Annotated in this window: 12 protein-coding genes; 10 read left to right on the top strand and 2 right to left on the bottom strand. The window is 36.6% G+C overall.

Features of this window, described 5'->3' with window-relative positions:
- The first annotated feature begins 242 nt into the window (after positions 1–242).
- The 8 genes from BUA71_RS06105 (at position 243) to BUA71_RS06070 (ending at position 7,689) form a co-directional block, all read left to right on the top strand.
- Positions 243–1,358 carry a glycosyltransferase family 4 protein gene (locus BUA71_RS06105; RefSeq protein ID WP_072877780.1) on the top strand — a complete coding sequence of 372 codons (1,116 nt, stop codon included), beginning with the start codon at positions 243–245 and terminating at the stop codon, positions 1,356–1,358.
- Positions 1,345–1,914 carry an L-threonylcarbamoyladenylate synthase gene (locus BUA71_RS06100; RefSeq protein WP_072877778.1) on the top strand — a complete coding sequence of 190 codons (570 nt, stop codon included), beginning with the start codon at positions 1,345–1,347 and terminating at the stop codon, positions 1,912–1,914. The genes BUA71_RS06105 and BUA71_RS06100 overlap by 14 nt, the downstream gene beginning before the upstream one ends.
- Positions 1,915–1,936: 22 nt before the next feature.
- Positions 1,937–2,311, top strand: coding sequence for a GxxExxY protein (locus BUA71_RS06095; RefSeq protein ID WP_072877776.1), 375 nt, complete (start codon positions 1,937–1,939; stop codon positions 2,309–2,311).
- Between the two features lie 288 nt (positions 2,312–2,599).
- Entirely contained in the window at positions 2,600–4,024 is a 1,425-nt protein-coding gene (locus tag BUA71_RS06090; RefSeq protein WP_072877774.1) for a CCA tRNA nucleotidyltransferase, read from the top strand.
- Positions 4,025–4,065: 41 nt separating this feature from the next.
- Positions 4,066–5,079: a COX15/CtaA family protein gene (locus tag BUA71_RS06085; protein WP_072877772.1), complete on the top strand. Its 1,014-nt coding sequence runs from the start codon at positions 4,066–4,068 to the stop codon at positions 5,077–5,079.
- A gap of 50 nt (positions 5,080–5,129) precedes the next feature.
- Entirely contained in the window at positions 5,130–5,639 is a 510-nt protein-coding gene (locus tag BUA71_RS06080; RefSeq protein ID WP_072877770.1) for an IS1096 element passenger TnpR family protein, read from the top strand.
- 179 nt (positions 5,640–5,818) lie between these two features.
- A complete protein-coding gene (locus tag BUA71_RS06075; protein ID WP_072877768.1) occupies positions 5,819–6,877 on the top strand; it encodes a nucleoid-associated protein in 1,059 nt (352 codons plus the stop codon).
- Positions 6,878–7,536: 659 nt separating this feature from the next.
- Positions 7,537–7,689 (top strand): type II toxin-antitoxin system HicB family antitoxin, encoded by a 153-nt coding sequence (locus BUA71_RS06070; RefSeq protein ID WP_217653607.1) that lies wholly within the window; start codon positions 7,537–7,539, stop codon positions 7,687–7,689.
- Positions 7,690–8,110: 421 nt separating this feature from the next.
- On the opposite strand, the gene BUA71_RS06065 is transcribed toward BUA71_RS06070, so the two are convergent.
- Both BUA71_RS06065 and bshC read right to left on the bottom strand, forming a co-directional pair.
- Positions 8,111–9,475, bottom strand: coding sequence for a pyridoxal phosphate-dependent decarboxylase family protein (locus BUA71_RS06065; protein ID WP_072878393.1), 1,365 nt, complete (start codon positions 9,473–9,475; stop codon positions 8,111–8,113).
- A gap of 4 nt (positions 9,476–9,479) precedes the next feature.
- Positions 9,480–11,090, bottom strand: a complete 1,611-nt coding sequence (bshC, locus tag BUA71_RS06060; protein ID WP_072877766.1) for a bacillithiol biosynthesis cysteine-adding enzyme BshC — start codon at positions 11,088–11,090, stop codon at positions 9,480–9,482.
- A 232-nt stretch (positions 11,091–11,322) separates the two neighbouring features.
- Between bshC and BUA71_RS06055 the strand changes: the two genes are divergently transcribed.
- Together BUA71_RS06055 and BUA71_RS06050 are read left to right on the top strand one after the other, a co-directional pair.
- Positions 11,323–14,136, top strand: a complete 2,814-nt coding sequence (locus BUA71_RS06055; protein WP_072877765.1) for a M16 family metallopeptidase — start codon at positions 11,323–11,325, stop codon at positions 14,134–14,136.
- 147 nt (positions 14,137–14,283) lie between these two features.
- Positions 14,284–14,718 carry a hypothetical protein gene (locus BUA71_RS06050; RefSeq protein ID WP_072877764.1) on the top strand — a complete coding sequence of 145 codons (435 nt, stop codon included), beginning with the start codon at positions 14,284–14,286 and terminating at the stop codon, positions 14,716–14,718.
- The last annotated feature ends 359 nt before the right edge of the window (positions 14,719–15,077 follow it).

The following is a 15,077-nucleotide window of genomic DNA, read 5'->3' as shown; positions in this document are numbered from 1 at the left end:
ACCCCTTGGCTATCGCCCTGCGATTAATATAAAGCTAAGAAACTCTTTTGAGGTTCATCTAAAATCTCCTATTAAACTTAGATCGCTAAGAATTGTTTTATTTTTGCAACTCTAAAGCCTTGTAAGGAATAAGAGGTAAATAAACTAAAGATGAGACTTGTTATTTCCTCGCAACGAAAGAAATTCACGGATAATTGAATTTTTCAAGAAATATCCTAAAAGAGTATTTAACAGAAAAACTAATGAACATACTTCATTTATCGGCAATTAATAATTGGGGCGGCGGGGAAAATCAAATTGAATTGCTGGGTAAGGAGTTTAAAAAAAACTTTCCTCAAGTAGAAAATACTATTTTATGCGTTGAAGAAGGGCTTTTTCACAAACACTTAAAAACCACTAAACTTAATTACCAAACCGTTAAACTGAGTTTTAATTTAGACCTTAGGTATTGCCTAAAAATTAAACGCATTTGCAAAACAAAACATATTGATCTTATTCATATTCACGATACCAAAGCACTTAGTCTTGCTGTATTGGCCGATAATTTTTTTAATTTACCTCCTATGGTTTTTAGTAAAAAAACCTCCTTTCCCATAAAAAATCGAAAATCGACACTTTTAAAATACAATTACACAAAAATTGAGCGCATTTTATGTGTTTCAGAAAAAACGAAAGAAATCGCTGCAAAACACATTACAGATAAAAGTAAATTACAGACGCTTTACCACGGGCTTTCCATTGAAAAGCAAAAAAGTATTTCTTCTGAAATTCAACTTCGGAAGAAACTGGAAATAGTTGGAGATGTTATTCTAGTGGGACATATAGGTAATCACATTCCTGCCAAAGACCTTACTACCCTGGCGAATACGATTGAAGCATTGGTAAAGAAAAATTCAGGATTAAAATTTCATTTTGTGCAAATTGGCCGATTCTCTGCCGAGACTCCCCGCTTCCTACAACAGTTAAAAGCAAAGGGAATTAAAGAATATGTCTCTATTTTAGGTTTTATGCCCAATGCCGCTGCTTTTATTCCGCAATTAGATTATTTACTGGTTACCTCAAATTCCGAAGGATTACCTAATGTGATTTTTGAAGCTTTTTATTATAAAACTCCGGTAATTGCTACAAATGTGGGGGGAATTCCCGAAATTGTGGCTCATTTAGAAAACGGACTATTAGCTGAAGCAAAAGATGCAAAAAAGCTTGCCGAATATATTGTTTACCTGGTAGGAAACCCAGAGTTAAAACAGGATTATATCGAAAAATCCTATCAAAAATTATTAGAAAATTTTACAACAAAAAGAATGGCAAAAGAAACTTTTCAAGTTTATAAAAATATTTTAAATGGAAGATCATAAAACCGAAATACAAAATGCCCTGGCCACGTTAAAACGCGGCGGCCTCATTCTCTACCCCACCGATACAGTTTGGGGAATTGGCTGTGATGCGACCAATGCAGATGCTGTAGATAAAGTTTATGCTTTAAAAAAGCGAAATGAAAGCATGGCACTTATTTGCCTGGTTTCAGATTATAAAATGCTCAATCAGTTTATTGAGGATGTGCCCGAGGTAGCTTACGATATTCTAAAATATACCAAAAAACCAACTACGGTAATTTATGACGACCCCATTAGGGTAGCCGAAAATTTAATCGCTGAAGATAATTCCCTGGCTATTAGAGTTTCTAAGGATAAATTTAGCAATGAATTGGCAAAAAGATTTAGAAAACCAATCGTCTCTACTTCTGCCAATCTTAGCGGGCAAAAAACCCCAGAATCTTTTGCTGAAATTAGCCCCGAAATTTTAGAAGGTGTGGACTATGTAGTAAATTTGCAAAAGAAAAAAAAATCGGCCAAACCCTCTGCCATTATTAAATTAAGCAATGATGGAAAGGTAAAAGTGATTAGAAAATAAAGTTGCCACGAATACACGAATTATGGCGGAAATTATTCATAAAAAAGAAAGTTATGCCATTGTAGGTACTTTATTTGATGTTTATAATCATTTGGGAAGCGGATTTTCTGAAATTGTCTATAAAGATGCAATTGAACTGGAGTTCAAAATTCGTGATATTCCTTTTCAGAGAGAAAAAAAATATACTGTTTCCTATAAAGGCACTATACTACCTCATAAATTTTATGCAGATTTTGTGGTTTTCGATAAAATAATTTTAGAAATAAAAGCTATAGAAAATATTCATGATAAACATATTGCTCAGTGCATTAATTATTTAAAAGTTTCAGAAAATAAATTGGCAATTTTAGCCAACTTTCATAAAGATTTGCTAGACCATAAAAGAATAGTATTATAAATATTCGTGAATTCGTGGCTTTAAAACAACAGTATATGAAAAGTCATTAAAACTTTAGGAACTATATTCTAAATGGTAAATTTGCAAAAGAAAAAAAATCGGCCAAACCCTCTGCCATTATTAAATTAAGCAATGATGGAAAGGTAAAAGTGATTAGAAAATAAAGTTGCCACGAATTCGAGGGTTAAACCTCACAGGTTTTCGAAACCTATGAGGTTTTCTCCAGATATACACATGGTAGCAAGAGCTTTTAGATTATATTTTCAGATTTTAAAAGCAAAAATTTAAATACTTGTGAAAAAATACCAAAGCGCGTTAAATCATAATATATTTAGAGTTATAACCCAGGCAGCAGAAGAATTACAGCTGGAAAGTTATGTAATTGGTGGTTTTGTTCGGGATCATATTTTAAAGCGGGGAGCACCCAAAGATATTGATATTGTGGCCATAGGCAGTGGAATAGCCCTTGCCAAAAAAGTAGCCGAAATCTTACCACACCAACCTAAAGTTCAGGTTTTTAAAAATTATGGAACCGCAATGCTAAAGGCCTTCGATATGGAGATCGAATTTGTTGGCGCCAGGAAAGAAAGCTATCAAAAAGACAGTAGAAAGCCTATTGTAGAAAACGGTTCCCTGGAAGACGATCAAAATAGACGGGATTTCACTATTAATGCGCTCGCACTAAGTTTAAACGAGAAAAACTTTAGTGAATTATTAGATCCTTTTAATGGTATAAAACACCTGGAAGCTAAACTTATAAAAACTCCACTGGATCCCGATGTCACTTATTCTGATGATCCACTTCGTATGCTTAGGGCCATTCGATTTGCAACCCAATTGGATTTTAAGATAGAAAAAGAATCTTTGGATGCCATTACCAGAAATAAAAAGCGCATCAAAATAATTTCAAAAGAAAGAATTACTACCGAGTTACATAAAATTATGCTAGCCAATAGACCGTCTAAAGGTTTTGCGTTACTGCATAAAACCGGTTTGCTCGCTATCATTATGCCTGAATTAACTGCCCTGGAGGGAATTGATGAAATTGAAGGACAAAAACATAAAGACAATTTTTGGCATACGCTGGAAGTGGTAGATAATATTTCAGAAAACACAGATAACCTTTGGTTGAGATGGGCTGCTTTGCTCCATGATATTGGCAAAGCGCCGACCAAGAAGTTTCATAAAAAAATAGGTTGGACTTTTCATGGGCACGAGTTTGTTGGGGCTAAAATGGTATTTAAACTCTTTAAGCGTTTGCGATTACCGCTTAACGATAAGATGAAATATGTGCAGAAACTGGTATTGATGAGTTCGCGTCCCATTGCGATTGTTGATAATGACGTGACCGACTCTGCCGTGCGCCGACTTATCTTTGATGCAGGAGATGATATTGAAGACCTTATGACGCTTTGTGAAGCCGATATTACCACCAAAAACCCGAAACGTTATGCGCGTTACCACAAAAACTTTAAAGTGGTGCGAAAAAAAATGAAGGAGGTAGAAGAACGCGATAAGGTAAGAAAATTTCAACCTCCGGTTTCAGGAGAAGAGATCATGCAAACCTTCAATATCAAACCCTCACGTGAAATTGGGATTATAAAAGATACTATTAAAGAAGCTATTTTAGAAGGTGATATTCCCAATGAACACAAGGCGGCAAGGGAATTAATGCTTAAAAAAGGAAAGGAACTTGGTTTAATGGCTAACTAAGGTCTTTTTAGAAATGATTAATATGCCAATTATATATTCAGATGAAAGACAATAAAAAAGTAATTTACTGGTTGTTTACAGGATGTATTCTTATTTTTATCATGGTCATTGTTGGAGGAATTACGCGACTTACACATTCTGGCCTTTCCATGTCCGACTATAAACTTGTCACGGGCACAATCCCCCCCTTAAATGAACAAGAATGGACAGAGACCTTCGAGCATTATAAACAGTTCCCGGAATATCAAAAGAAAAATTTTCATTTCACCTTAGAAGAGTTTAAAGATATTTACTTCTGGGAGTGGCTTCACCGTGTTCTAGGTAGATTAATTGGACTGGTTTTTATTATTCCATTTTTATATTTCCTAATTACCAAACAACTCACAAAACCGACTATCAAAAAAGCGATTCTTCTACTATTTCTTGGAGGGTTTCAGGGTTTTTTAGGCTGGTATATGGTAAAAAGTGGTCTGGTAGATATGCCAGATGTTAGTCACTACAGGCTAGCAGCGCATCTTATAACTGCTTTTTTAACCTTCGCCTATACACTTTGGGTCGCCCTGGATTTAATTTATCCATACAGAAGCAGTATCAATAAAAGTTTTAGAAATCTTTTGCGAGTTGGTATGCTTGTGCTCATTATCCAGATTATTTGGGGTGCTTTTGTGGCAGGACTTGATGCAGGGCTTATACATAACTTCTGGCCACTTATGGCAGAGGGAAAGTTAATTCACGAAACCGTTTGGATTGAGCAGGAACCATTAATTATGAATTTTATTGAAGGTAAAAGCGGGGTGCAATTTGTACACAGGTATATGGCTTATGTCGTGGTAGCTGTAATCCTTTATATTTGGTACAGATCTAGAAAATTAGCTCCAGAACACCGTCACCCGAAAGTCATAAACACCTTGTTAGTGCTACTTGTATTTCAATTTATTCTTGGTGTATTCACGTTGCTCCTGCAGGTACCGGTTTGGTTGGGAGTCGCACATCAAATGGGTGCATTTTTCCTTCTTGCGGGTATGACTTATACCCTGCACAGGTTTACAAAATAGCTTTTATTTTAATCTAAAAAACGTAGCTTTGCATTTTAAAATTTGATGTTATGGTTTATAGATTTAGAGTAATTCTAGATGCTGAAGAAGATGTATTTAGAGATATAGAAGTTTTGAAAGATAGCAGCCTGGAAGATCTGCATAACACTATTTTACAGTCCTTTGGGTTTGATGGTACAGAAATGGCCTCGTTTTATTTAAGTGATGAAAAGTGGGAGCAGGGCGAAGAATTTTCCCAATTTGATATGGGTGGCGAGGTTCGTTTAATGAACGAAACCAGCCTGGAATCTATCTTAGACGAAGAAAACAGGAATATTATCTATGTTTATGATTTTTTAAAAATGTGGACTTTTTTAATCGAATTGGCGCAAATAGGAGAAATTGAAGATGGTCGCGATTATCCAAATCTTATGTATGTGCACGGGCAGTTGCCAGATGAAGCACCAGATAAAGATTTTGTTGGCGAAGACGATGATGAGGCAGGTTCCCAGGACATTTTCGACCAGGGCTACAATACCAACGATTATGACGACCTTTCCTTTGATGAAAATTGGAATTAATTGCTAAGCAATTATCCCGAACCTGCTTCGGGAATTCCAACTTTTATAGCTTTAAATATCTATTAATAGTATAAAGGCTGTCGTAAAATTCAATAAAGATTTAAAACAACTATAGGTTTCCGCTTTACCGAGATGAGTTCGGCAAAAAATGCGGAGATCATAAAATAACATTGTACTGAATGATCAATCTTTTTAATGCACAAATTGAATCCCTTTCTATTCACAGAGTAGGGAACAAAAGTCGAAATGAGAATATTTTCCTATCTGCGGCTCCTTATCAACTCAATGATGAGATAACTCCATTAATTAAAGAGTATTTCCTAAAACCATTTAGGGAAAAAGAAGAGAACTATTTTCAGTTTTCCCACGATACCGATATAGAATTTAATGAATTGTACAATTTAGCAAACGCTATTTTCGACAATCCTGAAGATATTCACGAAGCCTCAAAAAAGATTACCACTTTACTATTTGAACAATCTTCCCATCCACATATAAAAAGCGGTGAAGTTTATGTGGTTTATTTTGAAAATATGCAAATTGACAACGAAAAAGTTTCTGGTATAGGTATATTTAAATCAGAATTAAAACACGACTTTTTGCAATTTGAAGAAAATGGAAGCATTCTGGAAATGATTGTTCAGCAGGGAATAAACCTGAATAAATTAGATAAAGGTGCGCTTATTTTCAACAAGAATAGAGCCGAAGGTTATAAAATCTTATCGGTAGATTCCAATAAATACGATACTAAGTACTGGCTGGAAAACTTTTTGGGCGTAGATGTGATGCGCGATGAGAATTACAACACTAAAAGTTATCTTAACTTCTGTAAGAATTTTGCCAAAGACGTGGTTTTACCTGCTGAAGACAAAAAGGAAGAAGTGATGTTTATGAACCGCAGTATGGATTACTTCGCTAAAAACGATGATTTTGAGGAAAGCAATTTCCTAAATTCGGTGATAGACAATCCCGAGCTACTTCCCGAATTTCAGCATTATAAAACAGAAAAAGCACCTAAATATAAAGTTGAAGACCTCACAAATTTCCCCATTGCCAATAAAGCAGTGACCGATGCCCGTAAAAAAATAAAAAGTGTTATAAACTTAGACACCAATATCCAGATTAAAATGGATTTTGTAAATGCCGAGTCGGCAGATAAGTTTGTGGAAAAAGGCTGGGACGAAGATAAACAGATGTATTACTACCTGGTTTATTTTAACAAAGAAGAAAAGAGTTAAGGTAATTAGAAAAAGCCTTAAACTGTTTATTATATCAATCAAATAGTAGCAGACCTCATAGTACATGAAATTGTGAGGTCTCTTGTTTTAAAAAATGTTGAACTCAACACTGCTTTCAGAATTAAAATTTAAAGCACTTAATTTCCGTCTTTCTAAATTGTAATGACCACTGCAAGATTCTGTATTTAATCCCAAATATAATCAGGTTATCCATTTGTCATAAATATACCGCTCCCCTGGAGCTTTTTGCCAGGTTCTGAAATCTTTTACTATAAATATTTCGCTTCTCTGAAGCTCGCTGAGTTTCACTTTTCCTTTCTGTAATATTTTATTGCGAATGTCTTTTAATCCCACTAAGCCTCGTAGAGGCGGCATATTTATAGTATAGAGGGGGTATTGTGTTCTGCGAGCTCCAGCGGAGCGACATAACTTTTTATCCGTAAAAGTATCATTGCAAACCTAAGGTAACTATCGAGACTACAGCATCAATCATTGAGTAATACTTCCAAGAAGTATGCGTTATAATTCCAATATTTTCTTTCAAAAGTCCTGTTAAAAGACCCTTCTACAAGGGTTTTATAAGCATAACTCAGTTAAAGTAATTCTGAATAGGTTTTCTTCGAATTTTCTTATCTTATTTCAATTAAAATTGAACAAAGATGAATAAGGACTATAAATATGAAATCATCATTTTTTGGAGTGAGGAAGACGAAGCCTATATTGCTGAAGTACCAGAATTAGCAGGATGTTTTGCAGATGGGGAAACTTACCAGAAAGCATTGTCTAATGTTGAGATTATTATAGCAGAGTAAATTGAAACAGCTAAATTAAAAGGAAGAAAAATCCCACAGCCAAAAGTAAAATTGAAAAATGCCTAGAATATGTCTTAATTATAACATCCTAATGTTATTTTAAACTGAAGTTCTCTGGTTCAAAAAATCTCAAATTTCCGATATGTTTTGCAAAAAATATTGATCTAATAATTAATTTTTGCGTTTTTCATTTATAAAACCACATTAGCAGTATTCTAAATGATATTACTGCTTGAGAATACTAAGTATATTGAAAAATCTAAATTAACGGTAAACTGCATCCTAAAAGAAGAGAAGAGTTAATTGCAATTTACACACTAAATTAATCAAAAAAAAGCCACTAATTCACAAATAGATTAAATATTTCGTGAAGTAGTGGCATAATTTTTTACAGTATATTTTTAATTCGAAATAAAGTATTCTACTCCAAACTATCCAAAATCATATCGATATCTTTTTTTGAAGTATCGGGATTGATAAAGCAAAACCGCAATACGGTTTCTTTTTTCCAGGTGGTTGGTGTAACCAGGGCAAAACCTTCCCGGTGATTTTTATAAGTCCAATGCCTGTACTCATCTGGAGTCCAGTTTTTTCTTCGGAATAACACCACCGATAAGCTCGCCGGTCTAACCAGTTCCAGGTTTTCTCTTTCCTCAATCTTTTTTGAAGCGATTTGCGCGAGCTCCATTCCTGTTTCAATAGCCTCCCGGTATTTATTGGTACCATGCATGGCCAAAGAGAACCAAAGTGGCATTCCTCTAACTCTTCTGGTCAACTGAATTTGATAATCTGCAGGGTTAAAGCCATTGGCCCCATCATCTTTAAAAATTTCCAGGTAAGCACCTTTTTGAGAATGTGCTTTCTTAGCGAGTTCCAAATCTTTATAAATTACCGCGCCGCAATCATAAGGGGAAAACAGCCATTTATGAGGATCTATAGTAATACTATCGGCTCGTTCCACGCCTTTAAACAAATGCCTAACCGATGGTGCTGCCAAAGCACCCCCGCCATAAGCACAATCTACGTGAAACCAAACATTTTCCTTTTCACATATATTGGCTATAGTATCTAAATCGTCAACAATCCCGGCATTGGTAGTTCCACCGGTTGCAACCACTGCGAAAAGCCGGTTTCTATCCTTTTCTTCCAGCTCGTCAATGGCATTTTGCAGCTCTCTACCTGTTAGGTTTTCTTCTTCACAATCTATCATCACCACATCGGCATCAATCACTTTGGCCATTGCCTGTATAGAACTATGCGCACCGTGTGAAGTAAGCATCAAAGCTTTTTTTCCTACGTTTTGAGTGTTCCGGGACCTCCATTCTTCCCTGGCGGCCACCATGGCCGATAAATTTGCCGCCGTACCGCCACTGGTAAATACCCCAAAAGCACCTTTGGGGAGACCGGTAAGTGAAACCAGCCATTTCATCGCCTGGTTTTCACAGAAAATCCCACCGGCGCCTTCCATCCAATATGCGCCGTGAATACTGGAGGCCGAGGTCACCAAATCGAACATAATAGCTGCCCGGGTTGGCGCTGCCGGTACAAAAGCCAGATGCCGCGGATGATCTATAGGCACCGTAGCCTTTACCAAAACATCTTTAAACAACTGAAATGCCGACTCCCCTCCAATACCTTCGGGAGTGACGGTTTCACCAACAATTCGCATTAATTCTTCTTCACTTTTGGGAGCTCCCATTTCGGGAGTAAGATTGGAGATACGGTCTATGGTATATTTCATAACGTCTAGCGTCATTTCTACCAAATCCATATCTATGGTATGCATTTTATTATTCTTCAAATGTCAAAATTTTAAATTCTTGATCTAACGGATCTAACTTTTTTAATAATTCTGAAATAAGCTTTGGTCCCATTTCAGCATAAACTTCAGAAAAATTGGTTTGTCTTTCCTGTAAACTTTTATTCGGAAAAAGCTTATTTTGCAAGATGGTAATTCGGTTTACCTCATCTTCTAATTTTCGTTTCTGTGCTTTTAGCAGTCGTTTTTCTAAATTATCAAGACCTTTTAATTGTTTTACTTCCTGCGCCTTTATCGCACCGAGAAAAGATTTATCGGTCTTCTTAGCCAGGCTGTACATTTCCTGAAATTGATTTACCAAATGTTCTTTCTGTTCAGAAAAATCAATATCTATATTGGAAATTTGTCTCACTTTTCTATTAATAAGCTCGTGCTGTTTCAGGAATAATTCCTTGTTCGAAATATTCAGTTTTTGGCGTTTTTTATCAAGTTTTTCAGACTGCAATAAAACTGAATTCCGCAGTAATAAGATAGGAAAAGTTATATTTTCAGCTTCAAAATAAGCTTTTAATTCAAGCCAGTAAGCGATCTCACCACCACCGCCAATATAACATAGGTTGGGCAAAACCACCTCCTGGTACAATGGGCGTAGCATCACGTTGGGACTAAAACGTTCTGGATAGTTATTGAGTTCTTTGAGAATCTCGTCTTTACTCCATTTAATTTCTGTTTCGTGCACAAAATATTCGCCCTCACGCTCTATAATACGCTCCCGTAAACCATTATGCAGATAAAATAAATTAATCTCCCGGGGATTCACCTGCACCTTATAACCGAGTTTATTCAGTTTTTCTGCTGTGGGGCTAGTCGCTTGATGCGATTTTTGTTCTAAAAGTTCATTTTTCGCAAATGGAATAAAAAGCTTTTTTAAATCTTTATCCTGTCCGTCTAAAATTACCAGTCCCTGCTCTTTAAAAAGCTCGTTTGCCAGATAGCGCGTTGCATCGGTAAGGTTTTCATGTTCTAAATAAGCCTTTTCAAATAGGTTTTTTAGTGTTTCAGCATTCTTACCACCACCAATTTCAGCAGAAAAAAGTTTAAAAACATCTTCCAGTCCCTCGGTAGATAACTGCCCTACCGCATCGAGACCGGCATTTTTTGGAGTTTTAGCCCATTGAAATTTCTTCCCATTTAAATTAAAGAAACTAATTTCCTCAAAATCGTGGTCTTCGGTTGCCATCCAGTAAACCGGTACAAAATGAAAATCGGGGTATTTCTCCTTTAATTCTTTCGTGAGATTTATGGTGGAAATAATTTTATATAAAAAGTAAAGCGGACCGGTAAACAGGTTTAATTGATGCCCGGTAACCACGGTAAAGCTGTTTTCGCTTTTAAGCGCTTCAATATGCTGTCGGGTTTTTTCTGAAGTATTTACTTCGGCATATTGATTTTCCAGAACTTCTGCCAGGATTTTTCTGTTTTCTGCAGGGAAAGAAGATTTCTCTTTTATTTGCTCCTCAAAATTCTCCAGCTTGGGAAAGCGGTTATAAAACTCTTTCAACTCCTCTTTTCCAGAGAGATAATCCAGGATTAAAGTAGTAAAATAATTGGTTTCTCTATACGGGATACACTCGGTTGGCATTGGCAAATTTTTGGATTGTAAAGATATTGAAGTTAAGAATTTTTTACGCTAAATTTTAGTTAATTTGAACAGGGCAAATGCTTAGCTTATCTAAGCACTTATTAGCTTATTTTTTCTACTGAATTAAACGAAATAAATATTAATTTTGAAAAGCTTGGCCCGAATAATTTATCTTTAGTAGGAATATCTTTTGCGGGTTGATCACGAATTATCCAGATTTAAACTTCAGCTTATGAATTTCAAAAATATCTTTCTGCTTTTTTGTTGCTGCTTTCTTTTTACAAACCTTCAGGCACAACAAGCCACTGACTTCAATGTAGATTTTGAAACTTTTACCTTAGAAAATGGTTTAAATGTGATTTTGCATATCGATAAATCAGATCCGGTGGTTGCTGTAGCTTTAACAGCTCACGTGGGATCGGCGCGGGAAAAAGAAGGTCGCACCGGATTTGCACATCTATTCGAACATTTATTATTCCTGGAATCGGAGAATCTTGGCAAAGGCGGGCTCGATAAATTGAGTGCGCGAATTGGTGGCTCTGGCGCTAACGGTTCTACCAGCCGGGATCGTACCAATTACTTTCAAACGGTTCCCAAAGACGCCCTGGAAAAAATGATATGGGCCGAAGCAGATAAGCTTGGTTATTTTATAAATACTGTAACGGCACCCGTGCTGGCAAAAGAAAAAGAAGTAGTGAAGAATGAAAAAAGACAGGGAGTTGATAACCGCCCATACGGCCACACATATTATGTGATAGATAAAAACCTATACCCAAAAGACCACCCATATCACTGGCAGGTTATTGGCTCATTAGAAGATTTGCAAAACGCAAGTTTGGCCGATGTAAAGGAATTTTATAATCGCTGGTATGTGCCTAATAATGTGACTTTAAGTATTGCTGGAGATTTTGATAGAGAACAGGCCAAAGAATGGGTACATAAATATTTTGATGAAATTCCGCGTGGTCCTGAAGTTAAGCGTAGGGAAAAACAAATGGTAGCCCTTAACCAAACCAAAAAACTGTTTTATGAAGATAACTTTGCGCAGTTGCCACAACTTACCCTAGCCTGGCCATCGGTATATTCTTATCACAAAGATGCCTATGCCTTAGAAGTGCTTGCAAAATATTTAAGTGAAGGAAAGAATGCTCCGTTGTACCAAAACCTGGCTGCAAAAAAAGGACTTACCGATCGCGTAAGTATGTTTAATTATACATCTGAATTAGCCGGTCAATTGATGCTTCAGGTCACCGCATATAACGATATTGATCTGGATACGGTAGAAAAAGCAATTTTTGAAACTTTAACTGAGTTTGAAGCAAACGGGATTCCCCAAAAAGATTTAAAACGTATAAAAGCCCAGCAGGAAACAGATTTTTACAACAGTCTTTCCAGTGTTTTAGGAAAAGGCTTTCAACTAGCGCAATATCAAATTTTCGCCAATGACCCCAATTACATCAATAAAGATGTGGCAAAAATCCTGGCGGTAACCGCTGAAGATGTTAGCCGTGTTTATGAAAAATACATAAAAGCAAAAAACTATGTGGCGACCAGTTTTGTCCCTAAAGGAAAGACGGAGCTCGCCTTAGAAGGTTCTAAACCGGCCGAGATAATCGAGGAGAAAATTGTAGAAAATGCTGAAGCAGAAATTACGCAATCCAACACATCAAATTATAAAAAAACACCTTCAAGTTTCGACCGAAGCAACGAACCGCCTTATGGGAAAGCGCCAAAATTGACAACACCCAATATTTGGGAAAGCATTTTACCCTCTGGCTTAAAACTTTATGGTATCACCAATAATGAGGTTCCTTTAGTAAAATTTAGCCTGGAAATGCAGGGCGGTTTAATCCTGGAAAAACCCGGAAAAGTTGGGGTTTCCAATCTACTGGCAAACCTAATAACCAAAGGTACGAAAAATAAAACCCCGCAAGAATTGGAAGAAGCCATTCAACTACTGGGCGCCGAGATTCGGGTTCAAGCGGGGAAAGAAAAAATAGTTTTAAGTGGAAGTACGCTTGCGAAAAATTATGCTAAAACTATAGATTTGGTGCAGGAAATCTTACTGGAACCACGTTGGGACAACACCGAATTTAAATTGGTAAAGCAACAGGCCTTGAGTAGAATTCAACAACAAAAAGCCGATCCTAACAGCATTGGCAATAACGAATTTAGAAAATTAATGTATGGCGAAAATCATATTTTAGGACAAAACATTCTGGGCACTAAAGCTTCGGTAAACAGTATCACCTTAGCCGATTTAAAAAAATATTATTCAGAAAACCTTTCTCCAAAAAGAAGTGTTTTTCACGTAGTAGGCGCCATAGAAAAAGATGAGGCTTTAAAAGGAATTCGCGGGCTCTCGGTAGCCTGGCCTCCAAAATCTGTAAAAATTCCCGAGTTGAAACAGGCGCAACTTCCCGGGAAATCTCAAATCTACTTTTACGATGTTCCGGGTGCCAAGCAATCTATCATAAGATTTGGTGCTCCTGCCCTCTCGGCAAAAGACTCGGCATATTATGCCGCCCAGGTAATGAATTACAGGCTTGGCGGTGGCGGATTTGCCTCTCAATTAACGCAAGAATTACGAGAAGGAAAAGGTTACACCTATGGCATACGCTCAAAATTTGAAGGCGGAAAAAATAAAGGGCCCTTTTTAATTTCCAGTGGCGTGCGCAGCAATATTACCTACGATGCCGTAAAGCTGATCAAAGAAATTATTGAAAATTATCCCCATAGTTTTAATGCAGAAGATATGGAGGTTACCCGTGGCTTTATGATTAAAAGTAATGCCAGAAAGTTTGAAACCCTTAATGCCAAACTGGATATGCTTAGCGAAATAAGCACATATGGGCGCGATAAAAATTATATAAAACAACGCGAAGAATTGGTAAAGAAGCTTAATGTTATGGACATAAGGGAACTCGCCGAGAAGTACATTGATCCTGAAAAAATGTACTTTCTAATTGTAGGCGATGCCAAAACTCAAATGGAAAAACTGGAAGATCTAAGACTTGGTAAACCGGTTCTATTGAATGAAAAATAAGTATTTGTTGTTGTGTCGAAAGGTCATTTCAGAATTGCTAAACCCTGCATTTTTTTGTACATCGCCTGTCGTTTGGCAGTATAACTTTTAAAGAATTTTTAGCAAATATTTTCGCTTAATCTGTCGCCACCCTGCTATTTTAGCCAAATGAAAAGTTTATTTTTAGTCCCCGCCCTTTGTCTCTTACTTAGCTGTACTAATGAAGCAGTGAAAGAAAAAACACAATTAAAAATTGACAATCTTGAAGCCGATCTCGATGAATTAAAGGTTGAAAAAGATTCACTGGAAAAAGAATTACAACTGCTAAAAAGTAGAAATCCGGTAGTTTTTCCAAAAAGATTCGATACCATTCAAAATCCAGAAACTTTTATTGTAGAATCGCTTAAAAGTAAGCCGCAGTTAATCCCTGAATCATCGGTTCTGGGCGGAACTATGCGTTTCACAGATACTGAAATTTTAAACGATCGCTTTATTTGGGCCGGGTATGAAGATGGCCACGTTGCCGGACAGGCAATTTTTCAGTATAAATTAAACGAAACGGATAGCCTAAGTTTTAAATTAGTTTCTGAAGTAAAGGAATGATATCGGTTCTCGATTCTCTATTGTGGTTTCCCCCGTTTGTTAACTGATTATTTGTCATTGCGAGCGATGAAGAAGCGCGGCAATCTTTAGTTGTTTGAGGTTTGTTGTTCGGTGCTTGGAGTTTGACTTTGCCTGATTATGGTGTTTGAAGTTACTGTCTACTGATCACTGCGACTGCAAACTGGGTATCGGTTGTGAGTTTTCAGTTATCAGTTGGGCTAATCAGAAGAGTCGTTTTGAAAGTTTGAGCTTGGTGTTTGTTACTGTCATTGCGAGACCCACTACAAAAAATTTGAAAAACGGCAATATTGACGTAAACTTACGGTACAAATCAAAAGCGGCCATTTGTAACCGTCTTA

This window comes from Salegentibacter echinorum, from assembly GCF_900129445.1.
Taxonomy (GTDB): Bacteria; Bacteroidota; Bacteroidia; order Flavobacteriales; family Flavobacteriaceae; genus Salegentibacter; species Salegentibacter echinorum.
The sequence above is the reverse complement of the archived record's forward strand: the minus strand, read 5'-3'. Positions and strand labels throughout refer to the sequence as shown.